Consider the following 12563-nt stretch of genomic DNA (forward strand, 5'->3'; position numbering starts at 1 on the left):
GTCTACCACGAATTCGGTCGTGTGGTCACCAGTGACCTTGGACCCGCGGTGCCCACCGGATCAGCCCGGTGGCTAGCGCAAACGGCCCATCGCGGGTGCACATTCGTATTGACACACATTGATACACCTTGTAGCCGTTGCTTTTCGCCTGCGGTGTCTGCGAAAGTCAACACGCCAGATCAGCGCAGCGGGCTGATCGATTTACGCCAGCACCGTCGGGCACCGGACCATCGGGGAGAAGCGTATGCGAATCGTGGCGGTCATGAATTACAAGGGTGGAGTGGGAAAGACGACGCTTACGGCGAATCTCGGTGCAGTCGCCGCCAGTCGTGGCCTGCGGGTGCTGCTTGTCGACCTCGATCCACAGACCAATCTGACCTTCTCGTTTTTCACCATCGACGACTGGCACGATCAGTTGAAGGACCACCGGACGATCAGACAGTGGTACGGCGCCGAAATACCCGGGCGAGACATTTCGCTGGCAGACCTCGTCGTCACACCGAAGCGGGTCAACGAGGCACTCAAGAACACCACTGGACAGCTTGACCTGATCGCCTCTCACCTCGGTCTCATCGACATCGATCTTGAGCTCGCCGCCCGACTTGGCGGAACCACCACTCTCGACGGATCCAAACGCAGGTTCCTGGACCTGCACGGCTGTCTGCGCCATGCGTTCGAAGACGAGAATTTCAGCGAGTACGACCTGGTGCTCATCGACTGCGCACCGAATTTCGGGCTCGTCACCAAGACGGCGATCGCGGCCAGTGAGCACATTCTGGTGCCAGCCAAGGCGGACTACCTGTCCACCCTCGGGCTGGACTACCTGGTGGGGAATTGCGCCGCGCTCGTGCAGCAGTTCAACGACTATGTCAACCACAAGCCCGAAACCAGTGGTCACCGTCCCATCGATCCGGCTTTTCTGGGGGTCGTCTTCACGATGGTGCAGATCTACTCACAGCAGGTGACCCTTGCCCAGCACACCTACATCGAGGAAGTGCGCCAGAACTCCCGAGTCCCGGTGTTGGAAAGCAGAATCCGCAACAGCCCTCGACATTTCGGCGATGCCGGCGAGAGTGGCATACCGGCGATGCTGAGCGCCAGCGGCAAAGACGAGGTCGTCCGGGAGTTCGACCAGTTGGCCGACGAGGTGCTCGGCGCGCTCACGTTGTCGGCGGGTGGTCATCGGTGAACGAGCTGGGAAATTTCGCGAGCCTGCAGGCCCGGGTGTACGAGTTTCTCGCACGGCAGGACGAAAGCACGCTGCAGGCGATCGTCAGCGGAACCGTACAGTTGGCCGTTGCTCCCGCTGACGAGGCGCCCGTCGGCTCCCGCGAAAACACCGGCGAACCGGCACCGGTCCACCATCGCATCGAGCCATCCGACGATCCGGCCCAGGCCGCGCGGGACCTCGCCCGACTGACGTCGGAGAACGATCGACGGGCCTACGTGACCGCGTCCAAACTGCCCATGGGCGACCTGCGGTTGATCGCCAGGCTACGCGGCTTGAGCGGCTACAGCCGTCTCAACAAAACCGCGCTCGTGGAATTACTGGCTGGCAACGGCGCGGCCCCTGCTCGTACGCCCGCCGCCGAACCAAAAACCCCGGCACCGTCGTCCGCCGGTCCGGTCAAAAGCTCAGCGCCACCGCCGCTCCCCACGAAGCCGGACGCCGCAGCGGCGGCTATTGCCGTCCGCCTGCGCGAGACCGAAACCGAGGAAGCGGGTGCCGCGTACCTTCGTGCGCAGGCCCTCGACCGAGATCACCTGCTCGCGGTCGCCGCTGAGTTGGGGCTCAGCCGAGTGAACCGGCTGAGCCAGCCAGAACTGGAGAAAAGAGTGCTCAAACAGGCGATCGGCGCTCGGCGCAAATTCGATGGCCTGCGAAAGTGGTGAGCAGAGATGGCTGACGAAAGGCTGGACGAGCGCGACGAACCGGCCGGCCGCTCGATGTATTTGATCGACGGTCGCCGCGTCACGGTTTCCGACCTCCTGGGGGCCGGACTGTTGAAGGCCGGTACGAATCTCAGGTTTACGCGCAATCGGATTGGCAAGACGTACCACGCGACGGTGACCGACAAAGGCCGGATCCGGCTTGACCCGGACGGCGAGGAATTCCGCTCGCCGTCCCGCGCCGCCATGGTCGCGGCGGGCATGCGGGCAGTCGACGGTTGGCTGGCGTGGCTGGTAGTCGACCAGGGCCGATTGCTGGACGCCGTACGTCAGGAGTTGCTGGACCAGGCGATTGCGGCCGACGCGGCCCATCCGCAGAATGCCGACACCGAACTCCAACGCCTGCATGAGCGCCTGCGGGTGGCCCGCAGGCGGGCCGACGACCAGCAGCCGGAACGTATTTCGGTCCGCGACCTCCTTTCTTTGTGGGGCGCCAAAGACCGTGGCGATCAGGTCAGCCAGATCGAGGCCGACCTCGCCAACCATGGACTCGTGACGTCTCCCAGCTTCCGCGCGGTGACTCTGGACACGATGGTTTCGCTGACCACACCGCCCGACGAGCCCGAGGTGACCGCGATCGCTGAGGTCGCTGGCATCGACGACGCGGCGGTTGCCGAGGACGATGAGGGCGGCGGCGACCTGAATGTCCGCCTGACAGTGGGAAACCTGTCGCCGCTGGACGGTGTCATGTCCGTCGAGCCGAACAGTACGTTCGACGAAGCGATCACGAAAATGCTTCTCAACGACTTCTCGCAGCTCGCCGTGCTCAGCGGATCTCGCAATCTGCGTGGCGCCGTGACCTGGCGCTCCATCGCGCACGCGAGACACCAGAAGCCCGATGCGAGCTTCGCTGACGCGATCGACCATCGAGTCGACGTCGTCGACTACGACCGCGACCTGTTCGAGGTTCTTCCCACCTTGCAGCAGCGAGAGTTCGTGTTCGTCCGCAACGAAACCAAGGAAATCGCCGGCATCGTCACCACTGCGGACGTGGCGGATCGCTACGGCGAGATGGCCACTCCGTTCTTCCAACTGGGCGAACTGGACCAGACGTTGCGATGGGTTCTGAGCCGCGCCTTCGACATCCAGACCATCCGGCGGCACTGCAACAGGTCCGTCGCGACCTTCGACCAGCTGTCGATCGGCGACTACCAACGCGTACTGGAGAACCAGCAGGTGTGGGTCGAACTCGGCTGGCCGCTGGATCGCCGCACCTTCATCAACCGCCTGGAGGAAATCCGGCTGATCCGCAACAAGGTCATGCATTTCCACCCTGACCCGGTCCCCGCGGACGCGGTCAACAAGCTACGGCGGTTCAACAGCCTCATCCACCGCTATCGCGATCTCGCCTAACCTCCGCCGGTCGACTCCCCTTATCGGGTTCTTGATCGGTCAACAGCGGTTATAGTGGCCAAATACAGATCAACGAGGAGTGTGTGCCACCAGCCAGCGGCACCGTACAGATGGGTGTACGACACTGGCCCGGGATGCGGTCGGAGTACGCCTGGCTGCCACCCACCGTCACGGCCACCCAGACCAAGCCGTACCAGATCGGGGTTTCGTTCACCGCGCACCGGACCGCCATCTACGGGCTGGACGGGCGGCTGGGCTACTCCGACATCCGGGCCGGCGCGGTGTTCGTGACCGGTGCCGAGGAGATCACCTGGGCGAGTGTTCGCGAACCCAGTGAGTCGTTGGAAATCTATCCGTCCCAGGACCTGCTCCGGTCGCTGGGCGGAAGCCTCGACGCGATCGAGCCGGCGATGGCGGTCGCAGACGCGACCGTACTGGCGGTCGCGTCGATGCTGCGACGCGCGCACCTGACCGGCACCGCAATCAGCGACGTCGCCGCCAGTACGGTGGCGCACCGGCTGGGCAGCCACCTTTTGGAACGCTACGGCGGGTTGCGGCTCCGTCGGCGGGTGGGCCGGCTGCCCCTCGCGACCGTTGACCGGGTGGCGGAGTTCGTCGACGCCGGGCTGGCTGGCCCGTTGACCCTGGACGCGCTCGCCACGGTGGCGACGCTCAGCCCCTATCACTTCGCCCGTGGTTTCAAGGCCACCACCGGGATGGCGCCGCATCAGTTCGTCACCTCCCGGCGGATCGACCGGGCCAGGGCGTTGCTGCTGGACACGCCTTCGAGTGTCGCTGACATCGCCCGCGCGGTGGGGCTGTCCAACGTGCGGCATTTCCGGCAATTGTTCCGCGCGCAGCTGGGCGTACTTCCCGGCCAGCTACGCCGAAAACCGCAAGATCCGACCCTGTAAACCCCAGTCCCGGCGTGCGATCCTCTCCGGGTGAATGTTGATCCTTACCTCATCGTCAACGGCGACGTGTCGTTGTCCGCTCGCATCTATCGTGAGCCCGAAAACCTTCTCGTCCGTCAACCGGCGGTGATTGTCACCGGTTCGTGGCTGACCGTGAAAGAACAAATGGCAGACCGCTACGCGAGAGCACTCGCGGCCCGCGGTTTCACGGTTTTCACATTCGACTTCGCCGGATTCGGGGAGAGCGGCGGCGGCCCACGACAGGCCGAGCTACCGGCGCGCAAAATCGCTGACATCAAGGCCGCGGCCGAACACGTGTCGACGCTTTCCTTCGTCCATCCGCGGCAGGTCGGCTACCTGGCCATCTGCGCCAGCGCTCAGTACGCGCTAGCCGCGATCGCCGCCGGCGCCCCGATTTCCGCATTCGCCAGCGTCGCCGGCTGGTTCCACGACATGGAGTCGGTGGCGCCGTTTTACGGCGGAGCCGCTGGCGTCGACCTGCGCGTAGGCCGCGGGCGGGAAGCCCTGCAGGATTACCTGAGCACTGGCTCAGTCCGCACGGTGCCCGCGTACGAAGATGGCAACGACCGCGCTGGGATGTCGTTGCCGCTGGATTACTACGCCGACGCCGACCGCGGCGCCGTGCCGGCGTGGACCAATCAGATGGCCGAACTGAGTTGGCACTATTGGCTCACCTTCGACGGCCTGAGTGCCGCGTCCGCCGTGTCGACGCCGAGTCTTTTCGTGCACGGCGACGACTGCGTGCTGCCAGACAACGTCCGGCGGATCGGCAAGACGCTCAGCGGACCGACCGAGATGGTCTGGTCCGACGGCGGACAGACCGACTTCTATGACCAACCAGCCCAGGTCGACCTGGCCGTGGACGCCGCCACCACCCATTTCAAGAGGACCCTCAGCGCATGACCGACACCACTGTCATCACCCGGATGCTGTTTGCGATCGACGCCCTGGACTGGGCCACCGTACGAAAATGCCTCGCAGACCAGGTCGAACTGGACTACACGTCACTGTTCGGTGGCGAGCCGCAAACCATCGCCGCGGACACGCTGCTCGAACAGTGGAGCGGCCTGCTTCCCGGGTTCGATGCCACCCAGCACCTGACCGGTCCGGTGGTGGAAACCGCGGACGATCGGATCGAAACCCACGTCCGGGCCGTCCACGTACTGGGCGACGAGGTATGGGGCGTACACGGCCACTACGTCGCCGACCTCCGGGACGACCGCATCTGCGCGCTGACCCTGCGGCTCTTCTATCAGGACGGAAATCGCGACCTACCGGCCGCCGCCCTCGAGCGCGCGAAAACCTCGCCACGACACTGAACCAGCCCAAAAGACGTAGGGCGTGTCTCCTCATCCCAGGCGGATGAGGAGACACGCCCTACTGGTCTGTTCGCCGAGTCGTTTGTCGTTAATAGTCGGCCGCCCCTCCATCTCGTCGTACGAGCGGCAGAAAGACGGTGTCGATGATTTCGTCAAGCCCCTCTTGCGGCATTGGTCGCAGATTCATGAAAACGTGGTGACGGAGCAGATCCGCGGGCAGTGACCGAATGAGCGGCGTCAGGCGATCGGGGTTCGCCTCGCCGCGTTCGACCGCGGCCGCGAGGATGCTGGCCATCACCGGATCCTGGCCGTTGAGGATAACGTCGCGAAGGTCCGCAAGGGTTTCGCCGGTCTCCTGGTAGTAGCCGCCGAGCTGCACTCCGAGCACGGCCGCGAGGTCGGTACGCGTGTTCAGTTGTCGCAACAGCGCGATCATGTCCTCGCGCAGGCTGCCGGTGTTCGGTGTGCGGATCGGTGACTCCGTGCCCGCGTACGCGATCGTCGCGTGCAGCAGGTCATGCCGGGTCGCCCACCGGCGGGCGAGCACTGGGCGGCTGGTGTCGGCCCGGTTGGCCACGGCCTCCAGGGTGAACCCGGCGTACCCGTTCTCACGCAGCACTGCCCACGCCGCCGAGAGCAGCGCCTCCTCCAGCGCGGCGCCGCGCCGACGATGCGAGGGAGTGGAATTTTTTGGATGCACTTGCGCATCTTATCAGCTCGTCGTAGTGTCGCTATTAGATGCAGTGCGGCATCTAATCGAGCAAGCGAGGGGACGCTATGAGCGAGTACGAGATGACCAAGACCGATGTCCTCATTGTCGGAGCGGGGCCGGCCGGGCTCACGCTGGCCTGTGATCTGGCTCGGCGCGGCGTGGCTTTTCGCATCGTTGAGCGGGACCTGATGCCCAACACCGCGTCCAAGGCGAAGGGCATCCAGTCCCGCTCGCTGGAGGTGCTGGACGACCTCGGCGCCGTCGACTACGTCGTACGCACCGGCATCGCCGACCTGCCGATGTGGTTCCACGACGAGCACGGCACCACCGTCGAGCACCCGTCGATCACAGTCCCCGCGAAGGACAGCTTCCACACGCCGTATCCGAACCTCCTGTGGATCGGGCAGTTCGACGTCGAGCACGCGTTGCGCGAGCGCCTCGCCGACTTCGGCGGCGCGGTCGAATGGGGAGTGGAGGCGCTCGACCTCACGCAGGACGAGGGCGGGGTGACCGTGACACTGCGTGCGCCGCAGGGCGAGCGCACCGTACGAGCGCGGTACGTAGTGGGAACCGACGGTGGCAAGAGCACCATCCGCAAGCTGATCGGTCTGACACTCAACGGCGAGACTCACGAAGAGCAGCGTTTCTATCTCGGCGATGTCACCGTCGCCGACCTGCGCCGCGATCACGCCCACGTCTGGACCTCGGACAAGGGCATGCTCATCCTCACCCCGCTGCCCAACACGCAGAACTGGCAGCTCCAGTGCCTCATCCCGGCGGGCGCCGCCACCCAGACGCCGAGCCTGGACTTCTATCAGCAGCTGCTCGACGAGCGCGGTGCCGGGGTCAGGCTGACCGGGGCGAGCTGGCTGTCCGTCTACCGGGTGAACGTACGGATGGTCGACGACTATCGCAGCGGACGGGTGTTCCTGGCCGGCGACGCGGCACACGTACATTCGCCAGCGGGGGGTCAGGGCATGAACACCGGGATCCAGGACGCCTACAACCTCGGCTGGAAGCTCGCCGCGGTCCTGACAGGTACGAAACCGCAGCTGCTGGACACGTACGCGGCGGAACGGATTCCGGTGGCCCGCAAGGTCCTCGCGATCAGCACCGAGAAATACCAGAACACCGCCGACCAGGCCGAAGGCGGCATCGACGTGGTGACCACCGCGCTCACCCAGCTCGCGGACGACTCGCTCACCTCTGGCCTGGGCATTCGCTACCGCACCGGGCCCGCGTCCCACGAGACCGATCGCCTCGGTGCGGGAGACCGGGCGCCGAACGCGATCGGCCTGATCGGCCCCGACCGTACCGTCGACGTGTTCGACCTGCTGCGGGGCCCGCAGTGGAACCTGCTTGCATTCGACGCGCAAATGCCCGTCGTGACCGACCTCGCGATGCCCGAGCACCTGCACGTACACCGGATCAACAGCACGAAGGGCAGCGGCATCTTCGACGCTGACGGCGAATTCCAGCGGATCTACGCCGCCCGGCCCGGCGAGCTCATTCTGGTGCGCCCGGATGGCTACCTCGCCACCCGCGCATCCGGCGACGACGCGGCCGCACTCATCAAGCGACTGCGCGTCCTCGTCCACGATCAACAGATCCACCGGCCGCTGGATGTCCGGCAGCCCGCTGCACACCACCTGAGCTGACTGATGGTGGTGACGATCAATCCGTGCCGCTGACCCATGGCTTCGGGTCAGGTCCGCTTGCGGCTCGCGATCTCGTCAGAGAGCTGCCGTACGTGGGCGGGGTCCGCGTCCCGGGCAAGGCAGATGTAGTGGTCCATGACGGCCGGCCGGTAGCGCACGGGCAACGTCTGTCCTGGCGCGAGTCGGGTGAGCTCGGTGATCGTGAGGTTTTCGTCCGCGATACCGCGGAACGAGATGCCGCCGGCGGTCTCCACGTCGAACATCAGGACCACGCGTGGATTGCTGTTGACCTCCCGCCAGTCGACGAGAACGCCGAGCGCAAGCGCCCCCGTACGCAGTTCCGCATTGCGCTTGCGTGCATCACCGCTCAGGAGCGGGTTCGGGGTGACGCCCGGAAGTCGGGCCCGACGCCGAGCGATTCCCGACTCAGGTCGGGCCTGAGCTGCGCCATCTGATCGTTAAGCTTTTCTTCGAACCGAACATCCTGCCCACCGACGGGGAGAACGAACCAGGCACCGTTTTGTCGGTGCTCTCGTGAACGCTCGATTTCGGGGGTTCGCTGTTTCCGTTGTTGATCTTGGTTAGTTGGTCTACCCGAAGCGGACATATCGAGTGAATGTCCGTTTCGGCTAGACCAACTAACCAAGATCAACACAGGGCTGGAGTGGCTGAGGTGACTGATTCTGACGCCCGGTCAAAGGTAACAGGGCGTGACGTGCAGGGCGTGCCGCACTCAAGTGGGGACTGCACTTTTAACGGTGTGACTCCGGGACGTAGGAGGCACCAGTGACTGATGTGACACTGGCTTGAGGACGTGATTAAGCCCAACCGCGCCCCGTCGACGTACGCCAACTACGACATGTTCATGCGGCTATACATCGTGCCTGGGCTCGGCGACAAACGGCTGAGCAAACTACAGAAACGCGAAGTTCAGACGTGGATCAACCGGGTCGCGAGGACATGTCAGTGTTGTGAGCAACGTACGGATGCCCAGCGGCCAATCAAAAAGCAGTGCTGCGCAAGGTCGGCGCCGGATTGCCGCGGCATGGTGGTGTCGTCACGAACATTAACCAACATCCGGAACTACCTGCGTGCCTCACCTCAAAGGCCCTATCCGGCGAAATGCGGATAGGGCCTTTGACCAGGTGGATCTGAGGGGACAGAATTCGAACCCAAACCGCACCCAACGACGTAACTGAACCACACGCGGGGGTCCGGGGGCTTGCCCCCGGGGCGGGGTCTGGGGGCTGGGCCCCCAGGGCAATGCGGAACGCAAAGGTCCGCGTCCTCAGCGGACACGGACCACCAATGCGTGGACCTGAGGGGACAGAATTCGAACCCGACTGAAGATCAACACCCGACCCAGCCACACCTGGGGGTCCGGGGGCTTGCCCCCGGGGCGGGGTCTGGGGGCTCCGCCCCCAGGGCAATCGCGGAACAACAACGGCTCGCGCTCTTCGCGAGCACGAGCCGCCAATTTGTGGAGCTGTGGGGATTCGAACCCCAGACCCCCTCGATGCGAACGAGGTGCGCTACCAGACTGCGCCACAGCCCCTTGAACGGCGCCAACATTAGCACGCAGGCTAGGAAGCCTTGATCGGCCGGGTCAGAGGTTGGCGACCTTGCGTTCCTCGAAGGGTGGCGTCGTGGCGGCGGGTTTGTCCGTACGAGCCGGGGCGCGGCGGGGTGGCTCGGGTGGGGCCGGGGCGCGGCGCAGGCCCATGCGGCCATCGGTGGTCTGTACGACCTGGTAGCCGCCGCGGGCGAGCAGCGCGATGGTGGAGTCGTCTGGGGGGCGGCGGCGGGCCGACGCGGGGGTGGCTACCCAGGCGACGAGGGAACGTTCGGCGTCGGAGCCGATGAGTTCGGCGGCGCCGGCGACAGTCATCACCACGGCGGCGAAGTCGCGGGCGCGGCGGCGACGGCGGAGCAGGGCGAGCGTACGACGGCGTTCGGCGACGGCCCGGTTCCGGAGATGGCTGAGGTACGCGATGAGCAGGATCGCGGAGACGCTGAGGCCGACCAGGAAACCTGGACCGACCGCCAGCAGGCCGGCGACCTGACCGGCGACCAGCAGCGCGAGGACGGTCACCACGCGGCGCCGGCGGCGGCGCCACCAGTGGCTGGGCTCCGGGCCGCTGGCGGCGCGTCCGGTCGTACGAGCAGCCGGCTTCTGCGCGGCGCCGACCCTGGTGACCTGCTCCTTCTGCAGCGACACCAGCCAGATGAGCGCACGGCGCAGGTGCAGCCAGGCCGCGGCGGGCAGCGAGATCGTGTCGGGGCGCAGGTCGATCGGCCCGGTCTGCCGGAAACTTTCGTCGGCGTCCTTAAGAGCCTCGTACACAGCCGCGTCGTCTTCGACCGAGCCGGGCACCAGCGCACCGGACACCACAGCCCGGCCGGAGGCGCCCGGCACGTACCCGCTGAGGTCTGGCAAGGCTTGCGTGACTGGCTCGTCGGCCGGCTCCTCCAGCACCGCGCTGGGCGGCGCTACCGGCACCTGGCCAGGCACCGTCGTACGACGACGGCGCCGGCGCAGCACCCGCATCATCGACGTACGCAGCTCGAAATCGGCGCGCAGCTTCCGGTCGTACCGGCGCACCAGGGACGGCACGAGGGCAGCAAGTCCCCCGACCGCGGCGATCAACAGGAGGATCGACGAGGGCAGCATCGACACCTCCGTCACGTCTGCCTCAACTGTCACACGAGGCTACGTGCCTACCAGTTCCCGATCTGGGAGGTGATCACGGCGTGTCACGGCCGTGAAGGCCGCAACGCCCCGTTCCTTGCGCTGGACGCAGGGAACGGGGCGTTGCGGACGAAGCAGCGAGCTAGGAGGCGACGGTGAGCAACTGGCGGCGGACACGACGCGCCTCGCGCGCCTCGTCCGGGTCCAGCAGCGGTACGGCGGCCAGCAGACTCTTCGTATACGGGTGCTGCGGGTTGCTGTAGAGCTCCTCGGTGTCGGCGTGCTCGACGAGCTTGCCGTGCTGCATCACCGCGACCCGGTCGCACACCTGACGCACCACCGCGAGGTCGTGCGAGACGAACATCAGGGTGAGGTGGAACTCCTCCTGCAGGTCGTCCAGCAGCCGGAGCACCTGCGCCTGGGTGGTCACGTCCAGCGCGGACACCGGCTCGTCACAGATGAGCAGCTTCGGCCGCAGCATCAGCGACCGGGCGATGCCGATGCGCTGGCGCTGGCCGCCGGAGAACTCGTGCGGATAAGCGTTGAAGCGCTGCGGGTCCAGGCCCACCCGCTCCAGCATGTCCTGCACTTCCTGGCGGATCTGTCGGCTGTTCTTGCCGCCCATGATCCGCAGCGGCAGCGCGATGCTCTCGCCGATCGGAATGCGCGGGTTGAGCGAGGAGACCGGGTCCTGGAACACCATCTGGATGTCCCGACGTACCGGCTTGAGCTGGCCATTGGGCAGGTTCGAGATGTCCTTGCCCTCGAACATGACCTTGCCGGAGGTGGGCTGCAGGAGCCGGATGATGGACCGCGCCAGCGTGGACTTGCCGCTGCCGCTCTCACCGACCACGCCGAGCGTACGGCCGCGGGGCACGTCGAGCGTGACGTCGTCGACCGCCTTGACCTCGATCCGGTTGCTGCCCAGGAAGCCTCGGCCGCTACGGAAGGTCTGGTGCAGGTTGATGACCTGGACGAGCGCGTCGTCCTTGTCGATCGTGCCGGCCTTGATGGCCTCCAGCCGGGCCGTCACCTTCGCCGACGGCGAATCCAGCCGCGGCACCGAGGCCAGCAGGGCCTGCGTGTACGGGTGCACCGGGCGGCGAAGCACGTCACCGACCGGCCCGCGCTCCACCTCCTTGCCCTTCTGCATGACCAGGATCTCGTCGGTGCTGCCGGCCGCCACGCCAAGGTCATGGGTGACCAGGATGAGCGCCATGCCGGTCTCCCGGCGCAGGTCCTCCAGCAGGTCCAGGATCTGGGCCTGAACAGTCACGTCGAGCGCGGTGGTGGGCTCGTCCGCGACCAGCACGCGGGGCTGGCAGACGATGCCCATGGCGATCACCGAACGCTGGCGCATGCCGCCGGAGAACTGGTGCGGATAGGCCTTCGCACGGCGCGCCGCGTCCGGGATCCGGACGTGGTCGAGCGCCTCGACGGCCTTGGCCCAGGCCTCCTTCTTCGAGCACTGCACGTGCGACCGGTAGGCCTCGGCGACCTGGTCGCCGACCGTGTAATACGGGTTCAGGGCCGACAGGGCGTCCTGGAAAACCATCGCGATCTGGCTGCCGCGCATCTGCCGGACCTGCTCGTCGCTGGCCGACTGCATGTCGGTGCCGGTCACCACGATCTCGCCGGTGATCTTCGCCCGGCTGCGCCGATGGAGTCCGAGCAGCGCGAGCGAGGTGGCGCTCTTGCCGGAGCCGGACTCGCCCACGATGCCCAGCGATTTGCCGGCATCCAACTCGAACGAGAGGCCATCAACAGCCTTGAGCGGACCCTGCTGGGTTGGGAACGTGATCCGAAGGTCCTTGACCTCCAGCACGGGCCCCGCCGGCGCGTCGGACGGCTTGGTCAGTTTCGACATCCTCACCTCACTCTGGGAACGGCGGCAGCATAGAACACCCGCGACAGCCCTCGTGGCCCGAACGCCGATTCAGTCGCCGG

Annotated in this window: 11 protein-coding genes, 1 tRNA gene and 1 pseudogene; 8 read left to right on the top strand and 5 right to left on the bottom strand. The window is 66.1% G+C overall.

Annotated elements, in window-relative coordinates:
• The first annotated feature begins 244 nt into the window (after positions 1-244).
• The 6 genes from ABD301_RS37210 (at position 245) to ABD301_RS37235 (ending at position 5557) form a co-directional block, all read left to right on the top strand.
• On the top strand, positions 245-1189 hold the full coding sequence (locus ABD301_RS37210) for a ParA family protein (RefSeq protein ID WP_163571235.1): 945 nt from the start codon (positions 245-247) through the stop codon (positions 1187-1189).
• Positions 1186-1893, top strand: a complete 708-nt coding sequence (locus tag ABD301_RS37215; RefSeq protein ID WP_344314809.1) for a hypothetical protein — start codon at positions 1186-1188, stop codon at positions 1891-1893. Before ABD301_RS37210 ends, ABD301_RS37215 begins: the two co-directional genes overlap by 4 nt.
• A 6-nt stretch (positions 1894-1899) precedes the next feature.
• The gene (locus ABD301_RS37220) at positions 1900-3303 is read left to right on the top strand and encodes a CBS domain-containing anti-phage protein (protein ID WP_344314811.1); all 1404 of its coding nucleotides are present in this window, start codon (positions 1900-1902) and stop codon (positions 3301-3303) included.
• Positions 3304-3386: 83 nt separating this feature from the next.
• Entirely contained in the window at positions 3387-4217 is an 831-nt protein-coding gene (locus ABD301_RS37225; RefSeq protein WP_344314812.1) for a helix-turn-helix domain-containing protein, read from the top strand.
• A 30-nt stretch (positions 4218-4247) separates the two neighbouring features.
• Positions 4248-5141, top strand: coding sequence for an alpha/beta hydrolase (locus ABD301_RS37230; protein WP_163571230.1), 894 nt, complete (start codon positions 4248-4250; stop codon positions 5139-5141).
• Positions 5138-5557, top strand: a complete 420-nt coding sequence (locus ABD301_RS37235; protein WP_344314813.1) for a nuclear transport factor 2 family protein — start codon at positions 5138-5140, stop codon at positions 5555-5557. Before ABD301_RS37230 ends, ABD301_RS37235 begins: the two co-directional genes overlap by 4 nt.
• Positions 5558-5645: 88 nt before the next feature.
• Here the strand turns inward: ABD301_RS37235 and ABD301_RS37240 are convergent, their stop codons facing one another.
• Entirely contained in the window at positions 5646-6257 is a 612-nt protein-coding gene (locus ABD301_RS37240) for a TetR-like C-terminal domain-containing protein (RefSeq protein WP_344314814.1), read from the bottom strand.
• A gap of 77 nt (positions 6258-6334) precedes the next feature.
• On the opposite strand from ABD301_RS37240, the gene ABD301_RS37245 reads away from it, so the two are divergent.
• A complete protein-coding gene (locus tag ABD301_RS37245; protein WP_344314815.1) occupies positions 6335-7927 on the top strand; it encodes an FAD-dependent monooxygenase in 1593 nt (530 codons plus the stop codon).
• Positions 7928-7974: 47 nt separating this feature from the next.
• On the opposite strand, the gene ABD301_RS37250 is transcribed toward ABD301_RS37245, so the two are convergent.
• Positions 7975-8199: a hypothetical protein gene (locus ABD301_RS37250; RefSeq protein WP_344314816.1), complete on the bottom strand. Its 225-nt coding sequence runs from the start codon at positions 8197-8199 to the stop codon at positions 7975-7977.
• A 539-nt stretch (positions 8200-8738) separates the two neighbouring features.
• Between ABD301_RS37250 and ABD301_RS42640 the strand changes: the two are divergent.
• A pseudogene (locus ABD301_RS42640) lies at positions 8739-9059 on the top strand (N-terminal phage integrase SAM-like domain-containing protein); the annotation flags it as partial.
• A gap of 349 nt (positions 9060-9408) precedes the next feature.
• On the opposite strand, the gene ABD301_RS37255 reads toward ABD301_RS42640, so the two are convergent.
• From ABD301_RS37255 to ABD301_RS37265, 3 genes are all read right to left on the bottom strand, one after another.
• Positions 9409-9482: transfer RNA gene (locus ABD301_RS37255), tRNA-Ala, on the bottom strand.
• A 51-nt stretch (positions 9483-9533) separates the two neighbouring features.
• Entirely contained in the window at positions 9534-10631 is a 1098-nt protein-coding gene (locus tag ABD301_RS37260; protein WP_344314817.1) for a hypothetical protein, read from the bottom strand.
• Positions 10632-10758: 127 nt separating this feature from the next.
• A complete protein-coding gene (locus tag ABD301_RS37265) occupies positions 10759-12483 on the bottom strand; it encodes an ABC transporter ATP-binding protein (protein WP_344314818.1) in 1725 nt (574 codons plus the stop codon).
• Positions 12484-12563 lie beyond the last annotated feature (80 nt).

It is taken from the genome of Fodinicola feengrottensis, from assembly GCF_039530045.1.
In the GTDB taxonomy this organism is placed as follows: Bacteria; Actinomycetota; Actinomycetes; order Mycobacteriales; family HKI-0501; genus Fodinicola; species Fodinicola feengrottensis.